General features: G+C 32.3%; 13 protein-coding genes and 1 tRNA gene. 3 read left to right on the plus strand and 11 right to left on the minus strand.

What is annotated here, in order from left to right; translation table 11 throughout:
- Window positions 1-64: 64 nt before the first annotated feature.
- The 7 genes from QBK95_RS19855 to QBK95_RS19885 all read right to left on the minus strand — a co-directional run bounded on the left by QBK95_RS19855 (window position 65) and on the right by QBK95_RS19885 (window position 8,449).
- Window positions 65-2,140 carry a peptidylprolyl isomerase gene (locus QBK95_RS19855; RefSeq protein WP_280936303.1) on the minus strand — a complete coding sequence of 692 codons (2,076 nt, stop codon included), beginning with the start codon at window positions 2,138-2,140 and terminating at the stop codon, window positions 65-67.
- A gap of 149 nt (window positions 2,141-2,289) precedes the next feature.
- Entirely contained in the window at window positions 2,290-2,982 is a 693-nt protein-coding gene (locus QBK95_RS19860) for a lysoplasmalogenase (RefSeq protein WP_280936304.1), read from the minus strand.
- Window positions 2,983-3,057: 75 nt separating this feature from the next.
- Window positions 3,058-4,326, minus strand: a complete 1,269-nt coding sequence (locus QBK95_RS19865) for a hemolysin family protein (protein WP_280936305.1) — start codon at window positions 4,324-4,326, stop codon at window positions 3,058-3,060.
- A 203-nt stretch (window positions 4,327-4,529) separates the two neighbouring features.
- Entirely contained in the window at window positions 4,530-5,087 is a 558-nt protein-coding gene (lptC, locus tag QBK95_RS19870; protein ID WP_280936306.1) for an LPS export ABC transporter periplasmic protein LptC, read from the minus strand.
- A complete protein-coding gene (locus QBK95_RS19875; protein ID WP_280936307.1) occupies window positions 5,087-6,457 on the minus strand; it encodes a tetratricopeptide repeat protein in 1,371 nt (456 codons plus the stop codon). The genes lptC and QBK95_RS19875 overlap by 1 nt, the downstream gene beginning before the upstream one ends.
- 16 nt (window positions 6,458-6,473) lie before the next feature.
- A complete protein-coding gene (bamG, locus tag QBK95_RS19880) occupies window positions 6,474-7,721 on the minus strand; it encodes a BamG family beta-barrel-assembly machinery protein (RefSeq protein WP_280936308.1) in 1,248 nt (415 codons plus the stop codon).
- On the minus strand, window positions 7,718-8,449 hold the full coding sequence (locus QBK95_RS19885; RefSeq protein WP_280936309.1) for a type III pantothenate kinase: 732 nt from the start codon (window positions 8,447-8,449) through the stop codon (window positions 7,718-7,720). The genes bamG and QBK95_RS19885 overlap by 4 nt, the downstream gene beginning before the upstream one ends.
- A gap of 186 nt (window positions 8,450-8,635) precedes the next feature.
- Between QBK95_RS19885 and QBK95_RS19890 the strand changes: the two genes are divergently transcribed.
- The 3 genes from QBK95_RS19890 (at window position 8,636) to folE (ending at window position 10,257) form a co-directional block, all read left to right on the plus strand.
- A tRNA-Phe gene (locus tag QBK95_RS19890) sits at window positions 8,636-8,708 on the plus strand.
- A gap of 458 nt (window positions 8,709-9,166) precedes the next feature.
- Window positions 9,167-9,571: a MerC domain-containing protein gene (locus QBK95_RS19895; RefSeq protein ID WP_280936310.1), complete on the plus strand. Its 405-nt coding sequence runs from the start codon at window positions 9,167-9,169 to the stop codon at window positions 9,569-9,571.
- A 14-nt stretch (window positions 9,572-9,585) separates the two neighbouring features.
- Window positions 9,586-10,257 carry a GTP cyclohydrolase I FolE gene (folE, locus tag QBK95_RS19900; protein ID WP_280936311.1) on the plus strand — a complete coding sequence of 224 codons (672 nt, stop codon included), beginning with the start codon at window positions 9,586-9,588 and terminating at the stop codon, window positions 10,255-10,257.
- 97 nt (window positions 10,258-10,354) lie between these two features.
- Here folE and QBK95_RS19905 read toward each other — a convergent pair whose 3' ends face one another.
- From QBK95_RS19905 to QBK95_RS19920, 4 genes are all read right to left on the minus strand, one after another.
- On the minus strand, window positions 10,355-11,227 hold the full coding sequence (locus tag QBK95_RS19905; RefSeq protein WP_280936312.1) for a hypothetical protein: 873 nt from the start codon (window positions 11,225-11,227) through the stop codon (window positions 10,355-10,357).
- Between the two features lie 4 nt (window positions 11,228-11,231).
- Window positions 11,232-11,843 carry a hypothetical protein gene (locus QBK95_RS19910; RefSeq protein WP_280936313.1) on the minus strand — a complete coding sequence of 204 codons (612 nt, stop codon included), beginning with the start codon at window positions 11,841-11,843 and terminating at the stop codon, window positions 11,232-11,234.
- A gap of 103 nt (window positions 11,844-11,946) precedes the next feature.
- Window positions 11,947-12,822, minus strand: coding sequence for a DUF4249 family protein (locus QBK95_RS19915; RefSeq protein ID WP_280936314.1), 876 nt, complete (start codon window positions 12,820-12,822; stop codon window positions 11,947-11,949).
- 4 nt (window positions 12,823-12,826) lie between these two features.
- Window positions 12,827-15,238, minus strand: coding sequence for a TonB-dependent receptor (locus tag QBK95_RS19920; protein ID WP_280936315.1), 2,412 nt, complete (start codon window positions 15,236-15,238; stop codon window positions 12,827-12,829).
- Window positions 15,239-15,254: the final 16 nt, after the last annotated feature.

Raw genomic sequence — 15,254 nt, forward strand, 5'->3', positions numbered from 1 at the left:
AAAACCTGAAGAATATTCTTCAGGTTTTTTTTATGCTTTTCTGAAATAATACTACCTAATTACATTAGTAGAAATTACCTCTTTTATCTTCTATTTCGGCTGCTTCTTTAAGCGCATTAAACACTCTAGAATTTACTGCGCCAGCTTGCGTTTTAGAACCTTGCGCCGCATAGCTTTTATACGATTCTAAACCATCTGCTGCCGTATTCTTTACTACTTCGATAACATACACTCCATTATTACCTACAATAGCTTCAGAGATCTTACCGTTTTCTAATGCAAATGCTGCACCAACCACTTTAGGCTCAGTTCCTGCACCTGCAATAGTAGGTGTTTTCATATTTAACGCAGATGCTGCTTTAACAGTTTGAGATTGATTCTTTGCAATATCCTCTAGCGTACTTCCAGCTATTTTATTTTTAAGTATTGCTGCTTTCTTTTCTTTAATCAGAATTGGTTTTACAGAAAGGCTAGCATCTGCAACTTTCTGTGTTCCTTTGGAAGCCTTTGCAGTTAATTGCACAACAGCATATCCATCAGCAACTTCAAAACGTTTTACATCTCCAACCTTAGAATCTTCATTAAAAGCCCATTGTACGATAGCTCTCTGAGAACCTAAACCAGTAACATTTTCTGCTAATTCGCTAATCTTGTTTACTGGACGTACAACGTACTCATTCTCTTTTGCTTTTTCAGCAAAATCAGCATCTTTTGTAGCAATCTGAAATTTCGTAGTCTCGGTAAAAATTGTATTTATCGTTTTTTCACTTGCTTCAATTTCTTGAGCAACAGTAGCTACTTTTATTGCCTTTTGCTCATTCTTTTGATCTTCGATTGTGATTACGTGATATCCAAAAGCAGTCTCAACTACTCCCATATCTCCTGTTTTGTTATCCACACAAAAATCATTAAAGGCAGGAACCATTCTTCCTGGAGCAAAATATCCTAAATCACCTCCTTTTTCATTGTTAGATTTATCTGCAGAAAAATCTTTCGCCAATGTTAAAAACTTAGTTTTATCCGCTTTAACTACATTAAGTATACTATCCGCAAGTACTTTTGCTTCTTCTTTTGTACGTTCTGTATCTCCTGCAGTTCCTAATCCTTTCCAAGAAACAAGAATATGACTTGCTTTTAGAGAATCAGGTAATTGTCTTTGACCAATTACTTTAGATATTTTGATGTATTGTCCATCTCTATATGGGCCAAAAACTTCTCCTACAGGAACATTATATAATGTATCTGCAACAGATGTTGGCAAATCTTTTTTAAACACAAAACGGTCATTGTATTTTAAAGCAGATTTTTGATCTACATTCACAAATTCTTCAGCATTTTCAGCAGTTTTAAATGCCGCTACCGCTTTAGTAACTTCTGCCATTAGTTCGTCTTCGTCTTCTTTACTTGGTTCTTCTTTAAAGAATACATAACGCAAGTTTCTTGAAGCTTCAGCCTTATATAATTCTGGATGTTTATCAACATATGCCTGGATCTCTGCATCGGATACAGTTACTTCAGTATCTTCAATTCCAGCAAACGGAAGTTGAACATATTTTATATCCACTACATCATTCTCCATTTTATAAGCCAGCTCACCTTCTTTAAGCGTAACACCTACTCCAGCTTTGATCATATTCAAATATGTTTTCTCCAAAGCATTTTTACCTAAAGAAATCTTATAATCCTTCCATTGTTGATAAGCTACTGGATTTCCTTTAATACTAGCAACATATTCATTCATCTTTGCCTTATCAAAAACTCCTGCTTCATTTAGGAAAGTTGGGTTACTCGCTAATCCTTCTTCTAATAGTTCGTTTACTTCATCTGCACCTGCTCTAATTCCTAATTCTTCGAATTGCTCATTAAAAACTATTTGTCTCACTTCCTGATTCCAAACATAGTTTACAGCTTGAATACTAGATCCATTTGGTCCAAAATTTCTTGACGCTGCTTCAACTTTTCTTGCAAAATCAGTTCTGTCAATATCTTTCCCATTTATAGTAGCAATAGTATTTGCTGCTTTTTGAGAAATAGCTCCTCCATTCCTAATCAAATCCGCTAATACAAACGAGAAAAGCGCTAATGCGATAATCACAATTAAGAAAACGGATCGTTGTCTGATTTTATTTAAAACTGCCATTGTTAGTATAATTTATTCAAATATAGTGGGCGAAAATACCATTTTATTAGAATATTACCAATTAAAGAAGGAAAGTCTTTACAACTTTTTTTGCTTTTTATTTCTACGCATATTCTGGATCGTTTTTACAATGGTATAACTATTAAATTTTACACCTTATCTCCTTGATTTAAAACACCATATACTATTAGCAATTGTGCTATCGCATATGTACTCATTATCAAAATATTTCCCAGATACAATGGTTTGTAAAACATATTAATTGCTAACAAACTATCTGAAAGCATAAAAAACAACGACCCTACAAAAACAAGCTGATAACTATGTACAGAAACCTTTCCCTCTCTGAGGTATGACATATTGGACATGGTTAAAATAACTATCATGTATATTATTACAGGAATAAGGAGTTCTGCTAATCCATCTTTTAAATAAAAAAACAACAAAACTCCATAACACAAAGTTATTATCAGGAATATCAAATTTCTTTTATTAGGATTTCTTTTTTTCGCAAAAACCAATACATACAACACATGTGCACTTAAAAACGAAACGAGTCCTCCTATAAAAAACAACGAATGAATTTTATCAAATAACAAAAGAATATCTCCTAATAACGAAAAGAACAATGCTAATACCATCAATCTAAACACCTCCTTTTTCAATTTTGAACGGTTCAGTATCAAAAAAACAATTAACGATCCTATTACTGAAGGTTTTGTAATGTACCTAAGTAAACCTAATTCTTCTATACTACCGCAAATAAGATCAAGGATCAAAATTGCAGTATAACACATAACAAAATAAATTACATTTGTACGAAGGCCTGTTTTTAGATTCATTAGCATATCTGATTAACTTTTTAGAAGAACAAGTTAATCAATAATTCTATTCTAAAAATTATTGAAATTACATCATCAAGCTTCTGAAATTACGGTAAGCTCTACAATTTCAATCTTAGTATTAGAAGTTTCTATGATATTAATAGTAAATGAATTAATATCAAAAACATCGCCTTGTTCTGGAATCTCCTCTGTATGGTTGACTATCATTCCTCCAAGGGTTTCATAATATTCACTTTCTGGAAGATTTAATTTATACGTTTCGTTTATATAATCTACTTCCATTCTTGCCGAAAAACGGTAATGATTTTCTCCTATTTTATCTTCAATAAGATCTATTGAATCATGCTCATCCTCAATTTCCCCGAAAAGCTCTTCTACAATATCTTCTACAGTAATAATTCCACTTGTACCTCCATATTCATCAAGAACTACCGCTATACTTTTATGTTTTTTAGTCAATAGATCCAGTACATCTTTTACATACATGGTTTCTGGAACAAAAACCACTGGAAGCAATATAGATCGTATTGATTTTGGTTTTTTGAATAATTCAAAAGAGTGTACATACCCAATAATATCATCAATGGTTCCTTTATATACTAATATCTTAGATAATCCTGTATCAATAAAAAGTTGACTCACTTCTTCGAGGGATTGTGATTTTTCTATAGCGATTATTTCGGTACGAGGAATCATAACCTCTCTTGATTTTACATCTGAAAAATCCAACGCATTCTGAAAAATCTGAATTTCACTATCAATTTCATCATGTTCTTCTACCGTTTCCATCTGTTCATTTATATAATCTCCTAATTCGGTTTTCGAAAAAGCCAATTGAACTTCATCTCCATCTGTTTTTAGAAATCTCTTAAGTACAAAATCAGATATCCAAATGACAAAAAGAGAAATTGGCCAAAATATGATATAAAAAACATATGCTGGAAACGAAAAAAACTTTAGAAGTGTATTAGCGTACACCTGAAAAAATACTTTAGGAAGAAACTCGGCAGTAAGTAATATGACTAATGTAGAAATAATAGTACGAAATAATAAATTAATACTACCTGCCATATTAGGGTAGTATCCCTCTAAAACCCCAACTAATAAATCACCCATATAAAATCCATACACAACTAGGGCAATATTATTACCTACCAGCATAGTCGCAATAAATTTTGATGGTTTTTTGGTTAATCTTGAAAGAATGTTAGCAAGAAATCCTCCCTGCTTTTTTTCTATTTCGATATGAATTTTGTTAGAAGAAATATATGCGATTTCCATACCCGAAAAAAACGCAGAAAGAATTACAGAAAGTACAATTACTAGAATGTGTAACTCCATTAACTATCCTTATTATTGGCATTAAATCTTTTCCGAAAATTTCTTTTGAAGAAAAACATAAAAATCGCTACTCCTGCAAAACACAAGTATAAAATACTTCGGCTATCCTGCTTACCCCATTCTTCATACGCCTGATATATGAAGAAACACATAATTGCTAGATAAGCAAACTCAAAAAATTTAAAAATTTTCATCATATAAAATTATTCCTCGATGAACATTATTCCTTCATTTACCCGAGAATTCAATATAGTAAAATCCTGATTAGCATCAAAACCATCTGCATCATTTACCGTCCCATCTGGAAGATAACTTTTATAGGGTTGATCGGTAAACACCCAATTTATACTCTGATCCCAATATAATTGTTTAGCCATCAGATGGGTACTATCTGCAGTCTTTATATCTACATCACCTCTCATATCAATAAGCCCTGTTTGTTTATAATAGATTGCATAATTGGATTTAACCACACTTACCTTACCGTCTTTATCAATGATATCAAGAACAATTCCTTCTGGAAATTCCTGATACCCAAAAGTCTTATTGGTAAAATCCAAAACTTTAGAAGTTTTAAGAATTGCAGTAAGTCTTCCAGAGTCAGTATATTTTAAGTTGATTTCATAACCTTCTGCAATAGGAGCGTCTTCCAAAACACCATAATTATCTGTTTTCGAGCTATTTGATTGACATGAAAAAAACAATGTCACAGCAAATACTGTGACAAAGTTTAATAATATATGTATATTCTTTTTTTGCATTATAGCTTCGGTACTTTTACCGTTTCACCTATCCAACATCCTATTTTTACTGTAGTAACTCCAGGGTTATTGAAAACATCAGTTTTTGATGGTGCTTTAGCTTTATAATTTGCTGCTGCTGCTGCTGCTGTTTTCTTTAAACTAGGATCTATTTTCCCAGCTCTTCTAGCATAGTTCTCAGCTAACCAATACACTGCTCTTTTACTAAAAACATCAGTTCCACAACTATTAGCACTTTTAGCAACCATAGTAGCTATCCTTAAATAAGCTGTACCCAAAGAAGGTTTGTTTGCTAATGCTTTTTTATAATATGATCTAGCTTTACCATAGCTACCTTGTTTCTTAAGTATCTCTCCTATTTTAAAGTATACTTTAGCTTTATCACTCGCTTTTGTTTCTAATTGTGCAGACTTATCAAAATACTGTCTTGCTTTTGTTACCTTATTATCCTTCATAGCCAACAATCCTAAATAGTATGTTGTTTTTGCAGAAGGTTCTGCTGTATTTAGCGCTTCTACCAATTTAAAGAATAATGGGTCACTTGTACAATCTTTTGCAGACATTCTACTAGCTGCTCCTTTTAACCAATTAACATCTGTTTTTTTATCTTCAAACTGACCGTTATATAATGGTATCAGGTTTTTACAATCTGCTAGTTCACCAAGTTTTTGATTAATCCCTCCTTTTACTTTACTAAATGCTCTAAGGTTTATACCAGCATTTTTAAGGTTTCTCTTTTCTTTAGAAGTCAAACTTCCTCCAGATTCTTCTTTTTCAGAAAGTTCTGAAATTGTTTTCGCTTTCTTACTTTCTTCTTCTTCTATTTTCTCTGTAATATCATCATACAAATCAAATACATCTTGAACTCCTTTTTTACCTGAAGCTTGTAAATCTACTAACAAAGAGAAATATGTATATAATTTCTTAGGTCTCTTAAAGTTAACTTTATCTTCGGTATATGCCTTATGAAATTCTGCGAACTGATTCTCTTTGGTTCCCATTTTGTTGTCATACATAATCTGACCTATATCAGAATGCATATCTCCAACCTTAGTTTTAGCAGGAAAATACTGAAGACGCTCTTTCCATAAAGTAATTAATTCGTTAGCAAGGGCTGTCTTTTCTGCTCCAGTTGCTTTTTTATATTTACTCTCAAGCAATTTTTTTCCAAACTGAAAAGTAGCCACACTGTGCGTAGGACATTCTTTTCTTACTTTCCATAAAGGTTCTTCTGCGGCTTCATAATTCTTTACCTTAGCATGCTCATAGGCTATTGATGCCGTTGTCGCACAGTCTGTAGCCTGAGCACTAACACTGCTAGCGCTTAAAACTAATCCTGCTGCTATTGTATATAAAACTCTAGTATTCATAGCTGTATAATTGTAGTTAATTAAATTTCACTTTTCTAAACCATCTATCATTTAGTGACAAACTTAATGATAAATTAAAAAATTCTTCTTTTACTAATCCAACGTCTGTAGTACCTCGTGTACCGAACTCAAAACCTACATTAACATTAGAGAATAAGTTGCCAACTGGTAATCCTACTCCAAAAGATATGCCAAACTCATCTATTGATTGTCCATTAATATTTAAACCAGTTTCTTCATACCTTACTCCTGCTCGGTATACAATCCTATTAAGGTAGCTTGTAAGAGAGTTATAATTAGGGATATAGTATCCTCCTAATTTTACTTTTGATGCATTTTCATAAGCTACATTGTCTGCAGTAAATGATCTATTATCAAACTTTTTTGCATTAAGATATGTATACTCTGCTCCAACAAACCATTTTTTAGGTTCTCCTATTCCTCCTCCAAATTTAAACTCGGCAGGAAGATCTAAATCTCTATCTGCTACAGCTACATCTTGTCGCTCTAAAACTCGTTCAGCTCCATTAGATAATATTTCTACTGTTGCTAGTTCTAAGGTATTTTCGGATGCTAGTTTGAATGAAGGAGTAGATACAATTGATGTAGATAATTCTAACTTATCAGTTAGCATTCTTTTATAAGCTATACCAAAAGACAAACTAACTCCAGATAAATTAGAATTATTGATCTCTCTAGTATCAAATTGCAATTCTGATCTTCTCAAAATAGCTTTATTCTCAATATTTCCAAAGTTATAATTAAAATCAACACCAACACTTAAATTCTCGTTAACTTTGAACCCTGTTGATACGAATACTCTATTGAGACCACCTGTTCCATAAAACTGGCTTTCAGATCCATCACTATTAAAAGAATTGGTTTGATATCCTACGGCACTAATCGGGATCACTCCAAAACCAAAACCAAATTTACCAGCTGGGATACCAATTGCTAAATAATCCAAAGATGCATTATCTTTATATGAATCGTCTCCTGCTGCGTTGTCCAAATTCAACCCATTATAATTAGCACCTATTGTATAAGTTGTTAATCGTAATTCTCCATAAGCTGCTGGATTTTGAAGATTTACGTGAATACTGTCTGTAAGTATACTCAATCCCCCCATCGACCTATTTTCTACTGTTCCTTTAAACTTCTGTAGTCCTACTCCATAAAAAGAGTAAGGAGAAGAAGTTCCTTCCTGAGCATAAGATACACTGGTAACTATTACCAGAATGACTAATAAAATCTTCTTTATCATTGACTATTATTAAAAGCTAAAATGTGATTTAGTCCCTCCAACAAAAAATTAGAGGTGGCAAATATGCTATTTTTTAATCTTTTAGACAAAAAATGTGCATCTCCTCCGGTTAAAATAACTGTTAAATTGGGATAAGTGTTGCAATATTCTGCAATTGCACCCTCAATTTCGTATAAAACACCTTGCACAATTCCAGAATGTATTGCCTCATTTGTACTATTTCCGATATAATGTTCTGGTGATTTTAATTCGAGTAATGGCAGTTTTGATGTATAACTATGTAGACTAGCATATCGCAATCTTAAACCTGGCGCGATTGCTCCGCCTAAATATTCTTCTTCCCTATTTTTAAAATCATATGTAATACAAGTTCCTGCATCTATTATTAATACATCTCTTAAAGGAAATTGATGAACTGCTCCTGCCACCAATGCTAACCTATCTACACCAAGTGTTGTAGGAGTACTATATAAATTTTTAAAGGGCATTGGTACTGTATGATCCAAGATCATTGTATGAAATAAACTTTTTATAAAACGTACATCTTCATTTTTCATATTGGAAACCGAAGATAGTATTGCGCTATCCACTAAAGGATATTCTTTTTCTATTTTTCGAACAACCTCAGAGAAATCTTCTGATTTTAGTGTCTTCTTATGAATAATTGAAGTTTTTTCAAAAACTCCGATCTTTATAGAAGTATTTCCTACATCAATAACCAGATTCATTTATTTGAGTTTTTTTCAATAGTTAGTTAGATTTTGCCAACATTCTTTTTATGTGGACATTAACTTCGATAGCAAGGCTTATTTCATATCCTTATTGATAAGTGTGCAAAAATACAAAACGATTTTTTTAATTTTTTCTTTTGAGGATTAAAAAAAGCGTTCTATATTTGCATCCGCTTACAGCAAGGTGCCTTAGCTCAGTTGGTAGAGCAAAGGACTGAAAATCCTTGTGTCCCTGGTTCGATTCCTGGAGGCACCACCTTAAAAACCCGAACATTTGTTCGGGTTTTTTTATTACAGGATCTTAGATTGATTTACAGAAAAAATGAGAAGTTCATTATATAACTGACTAAAACTGTAAAACTTATTATGCCTTTATGATAGTTCTGAACATCTCATAAAATTCATAATCATATACATTGTGAATGTCAGATATCGAACGAAGTAACTTGTCGACCTAACACACTACATATTCCCAATTTAGAAGTATTTACTATTCAAGAAATTCAATTTTTGGTCATTGGATTTTATAATAAACATAAATAAAGTCAAACCGCCAGCTCTCCAACTAACGGTTTCATATCTACGCTGCCGAAAATAAGAAGAACTAAATTGAACACATACTTATAAAAAAAGTTATTAAATTTTATTAATGCAACAAAGTTGCTTTTATTAAATTAATAGTATATTTGCTCCATTAAATAAATACATTTTATTTTGAATATAGTACATCTACGAAGTAAACCAGATACTTTAGGAATTGCAGCAAGCGGATTATGTTTACTACATTGTTTGGTTACTCCTTTTCTTTTTATAGCTCATACAGGATCTAACGTGTTTAAAGATATACATCCTCTTTGGTGGAAGTCATTAGATTTTGTTTTTCTGGCGATCTCTTTTATCGCAATTCACAGAACTACCAAAACTACTTCTAAACCAAAAATAAAATATGCTTTTTGGATAAGCTGGTCTCTATTACTAATTATTATCATGAATGAAAAATTCGAAATACTTAGTTTGTCAGAAATTATCATTTATCCAATTACATTGTTTTTAGTCATCTTACATTATTATAATCTAAAATATTGTAGCTGTAAAGATGAAAAATGTTGCAAAAACTAATTTGATTTTTTTTTATGAAGAACAAAGATACTATAGAATTGATAGGAGATTCTCACATTTCTAACAGCGTAGAAACTCCTTTAAGAAAGGATGCTTTTAAAAAATCAGATAAGGATAAAATCAAAAGCATAGAACATCATTTTTCAGAGATCATGAAAGATTTAGGATTAGATTTAACAGATGATAGTCTTTCGGGAACTCCTTACAGAGTAGCAAAAATGTATGTAAAAGAACTCTTTTATGGTTTAAATCCTAAAAATCGCCCAAAAACTTCCATTTTTGAAAATAAATATAACTACAACAAGATGTTAGTCGAGCAAAACATAGCGATCCAATCAGCTTGCGAACATCATTTTCTTCCAATAGTTGGCACTGCCCACGTAGGGTACATTCCTAAAGGCAAGGTAATTGGATTATCTAAAATCAACAGATTAGTTGATTATTATGCGCACCGTCCTCAGGTACAAGAGAGGCTTTGCCTACAAATTCTAAAAGATTTGCAACAAACCTTAGGAACTAAGGATGTAATTGTTGCAATCCAGGCAAAACATCTCTGTGTTTCCTCAAGAGGTATTAAAGATAAAAGTAGTTTTACTAGTACTATAGAATATGGAGGAAAATTTATTGAACCCAATATTAGAAATGAATTTTTAAAGGTTCTTAATATCCCTTTTGATCTCGCTTAAATTTTATAAATCATTAAAAAAATTCAATAATGAGATATAAACCAGCCATCATTCTAGTGTTTACCTTTTAAGTTAAAATGTTACATCGAGATAATAATTATTGCTTATATGAACCATCAGGCAATACTACAGGGAACTTATATTGTGTGTCTGTTAATAAAGCGTAGACAGCTGTATCTGTATTTTCTACTAACGTTCTTGTATTTAACCTCCATTCTTGATTGATCTCATTAAGTCTATTTTCTTGTGCTCCTAGCATTGAAGTCAACGACCAATATATATATTCTGTAGTCATACAATTATAATCACAGGTCGTATCATCATATGTGTACCAAGCTTCATCTGGATATGGGTTGGGTATCGTTGTAAACTGACCTCCTCTAGCAATATCCATGGCATTAGCAAGATCTGTACCTACATGCTCTCCAAAAACTTCTGGATAAGCACTTGCATACCCTGTATGTGTAATAATATGTAACACTTCTTCTAGAGCGGCATCAAATCGCCCTGTATGCCCATTAGTATGCCAACCAGGAATCGTTTCATCATTTCCTAAATCTTGTCCTTCTGCATTTGATGGAGGTTCTAATGTTTCTAGATCCGATTCATTTTTCCATAAAAACAAAAACGCATTGTTATTTTTCATAGCTGTCACTACTGCTTGATTGTCTATTACTCCATCTTCATCATTATCTAAATATTGAGCCATCACATTCGCTGCATGTAATAATTTTACATCCTCTACAGCCGCCACAGCATAAATAGGTATATCAAACACCTCTACTTTTCTATTAAAACCAGTAAAACCTGTATCTGTATTTTCTACAATTTTAAAATTAGGATCATTTCCAGGATCAATTGTTCCTATTGTTGATAACGTCGATGCATCATCGTCCTTTGAACAAGCTGCACAGTAACTTAACAAAGTACTTACCAATAGTATACTAAGTGTTCTAATATAATTTTTCATAACTCTAATTTTTTACAATTTTATATTGGGTTATTTCTTCATCTGTCATCCAATGCACATCTTCTGCTGGAGCTGCATTAATCGTGAAGTAGTAAAAATCTTCTGCTTCCTGCTGTGTAAACCCTACAGATGTATAATAATTTATATAGGGTAGATGTACCGCATGACCAACGGGATATGAAGTTGCTATTGGTTCTCCAGGTCCCGCTCCCCACGAATGCACACCTATCCGACTCCCCATTTCTCGAGTTCTTTTTGATCCTCCAACATACATATCTACAGCACCCGATGCTATGATTGAATTTGAAAATAAATGAAACTCTATGCCCATATCATGCATTTTTTTTGACACTCTAAGATTGGCCTCATCATCCTCAGAGCCTGGGCAATCAAGCATTTGTATTTTTTTAAGATTAGGGTACTTTGCAACTAGGTTATCAAAATGTGCTGGTGTATTTCCAGTTATAACCCCGTTCATTTCGGCTGTAGTATCGTTTATAGATTTGAAGATTCCTAAATCATCTGAAGCAATCGCACTATCATCATCATTATTACAAGCCAAAAGGCTTATCGAAATAATAAACAGTACTATAAAATGGTGTTTTTTAATTTTCATAATTCTAAAAATTTATTGTTTATAATTACTAAACATTTAAATGACATATTTACCCTAGCTTGTGTAACTCAAGAAAAGTCCGAATGCTTCTATCTGGACTTTTTTAATTACTAATAGCCTGATTTACATTACTTATAGAATTTACAGTAAAATTACCCAGAGCTATCTCATTAGTCTTTAAATTGGTGATATTTCCTAACAGATTTACGGGTGGTGTAGCAAATAACTGACTAGGATCTCCAGAACCTTCACTATCATTTGCTTCTAATTGCAAATCTTGATTTAAATAAAATTGATAGGAGCTAAAATTAATATTACAAAAGGCAACTCGTATTTCATCATATTGAATTTCTATCTCATCATCTTCGTCCTGAAACTCAAACAAATCAATTTCAACGGTAGCATTCTCTTTCCCATCAAATACTACATCATTAGATTGCGATAAATTAGAAGAAACAACCTGCCCATTCTGAAGTAACTCTATAGTGAACTTATAAAAATTAGTATCATCTTCAGGGTCACTAAATTCTATTTCCAGAATATCTTCATTTTTAATTTGTATATCATTAACCACAACTACAGGTTTTAGCACTTCTTCTTTTGATGTAAACACAGTTCCATCATTTAACTCAACTTCTATCCAATAAGAGTTTCCAATGGTTGTTATTATAGGCTCATTAGATGTATATACTCCATTATTAATTGCAAAATCATTTGTAATTAAACTTGTATTACCCAAATTATCTTTAGTAAATAAGGATAGTAAAGCATCATTTACAGGTTTAGAAGTAGATGAGCTTTGTAATGGAACAGATTGTTGAACATGTATTACTACTGGAGCAGTTTCGTTAGAAATGGTTCCAAAAATGATGGTCTGTGTTTCGTGAGTAACATCAACACTTATTTCTTTAGTACAACTAATTGTAAGCAAAACAAATAGGATATTACTACATATAAAACGTACATATGTATTTTTCATGGTATTAAAATTTAAAGTTATAGGTTATGAAAGGTATTGGCGCACCAACTACTGAATACTGAAATGTTCTTAGCTGGTTGTTTCTTATAGTAGAATACACAGAGAATGGATTTTTATGACTATATACATTGTATACACCAAATACCCAGCTACTACTCCATCTTCTATTTTCTTTTTTTCTGGGAGTGTATGTAAAAGAGAGGTCTAATCTGTGTATGGGTTTTAATCGAAATGCATTCCTATCAGAATACGTAAAAAATTGGTTTCCATCGATTTCAAATTTACCAGTTGCATAAGTAGTTGGTCTTCCTGTTTGATATGTAAAAAAAGCACCAACACTCCATTTTTTTGATAGAGAATAATTTGAGGTAACATTAAAAATATGAGGTCGATCATAGTTTGATGGATAATAATTTCCATTATTTATATTCTCTGTATCGAACCTACTTGTTGTCTTTCTTTTGGTGACAGAATATGTATAGTTAGCATTCCCAGTAAATCTTCCTTTTGTTTTGTAAGCACTTAACTCTAATCCGTATGAATATCCTTTTGCAGACAATAATTGTGTTTCCAGATTTTCATTTAAGAATAAATCTGCTCCATTTTTATATTCTACCAGATTCTTGAAAGTTTTATAATATCCTTCTATAGAAAAATTATACCTCCTCTCTGAGGTATCATAGGCATATCCTGCAGAAATCTGGTTCACCTCTAAAGGTTTTATATGATATCCAGCTGGTTTCCATATATCAAAAGGAAGCGTAGAAAATGTATTTGAAATCAGATGAACATATTGAAACATTCTATTATATCCAAGCTTGATTGCCTTTCTTTTGTCTATATCATATTTTAAAGCCAAACGAGGTTCAAAACCATCATAACTCTTGATAACCTCATTACTTTTATATTGTTTTGATCCAGTAATACTGCTTATAGTCATCGGAGCTTCTGGATCATAAAATGAAACTCTGTATGGACCTAAATTCCCAAACCACGAATACCTAAGTCCAATGTTTGCTGAAAATTTATTCAACTTTTTCTCATAAGATAGATATGGTGCTATCTCCAATCCCTTCTCAGTACCAAAATTTACTGTATTTACAGTATTGTTATCTCCAGTTATTTTGGCTGGAGTAAAACGATATAATGTATTATTGATACCGAAGCGAATTTTTGTATCTGAATTCTGAAAAAAAGTAAAATCAGGTTTTACTATCCAGTTTTCTACGGCAGATTTCCAAGTGAAATTACTTGCTGATCCAGCTGGTCCTCCGCTACTATTCTCTGAAGATAAAGAATAGTTATAACGGCTAAAAATCCCAGACACATTCATAAACAACCTTTCAGAAAAAATATGATTCCATCTTAGTGTAGCTGTACTATTCTTCCATGAAAAATTAATACTTTCATTGGTGTTCTGTGAATTTGCATCATTTTGATCTTCTTCGGTATCATTAAACTTTAGTTTCATTACATCAGCACCAAAATATCCCGAAGCAAACAGTTTATTTTTTTCATTGATATCCCAAGAAAGTTTGGCGTTTAAATCATAGAAGTACACCTTATTTCCTTTTAAATTTTTTATAAGCGGAAAAACTAAATCAAAATAAGAACGTCTTCCAGACACCAGGTAGGTTACTTTGTTTTTCTTTATAGGTCCTTCTAGGGTTAATCTGGAGAACAAAAGCCCTAATCCTCCTTCTGCTTTAAACTGTTTATTACTACCCTCTCGTTGTCTAATATCTAGTACAGAAGAAGCTCGTCCTCCGTATCTTGCAGGGATTCCTCCTTTATACAATTTAGTATCTTTAATAGCATCCGCGTTAAAAATGGAAAAGAATCCCCATACATGCGACGAGTTATATATTGGTGCCTCATCCAAAAGAATAAGGTTTTGGTCTATATTACCACCCCTTACATTAAATCCCGAAGTTCCTTCGCCAACAGAAGATATTCCTGCTTGTGTTAAAATTGCTCTGGTCACATCTGGTTCTCCTAGCAATGCGGGCAATTTTTTTATGTCCTGTGGTTTTAAATTTACAGAACCCGCAATAATAGTTGCTGTTTGACTTTTAGTGTTCTTACTTGTAGTAATTACTACTTCATCCAGGTAATTACTCACTGGTTTTAACTCGATATTTATTTTTTTACTTTCTAATAGATCAATCTCCTGGATAACATCTTCATAACTTAGGTAAGAAATAATCAATGTATGTTTCCCTGATTCTAAGGTAAGTGAGAAAAATCCATACTCATTGGTTACGACTCCTTTATTTGATGTATTATCATAAATGGTGGCTCCAAGTAATGTTTCTCCAGTAGTACTATCTCTAATTGTACCACTTATACTATACGATTGAGCTTGCATAATAAAAAAGGTAGAAAAAAGAGCAAAAATTAATAATAGGTATTTCATAGATTGTATGCATTTA

This window comes from Aquimarina mycalae (assembly GCF_029906345.1).
GTDB lineage: Bacteria > Bacteroidota > Bacteroidia > Flavobacteriales > Flavobacteriaceae > Aquimarina.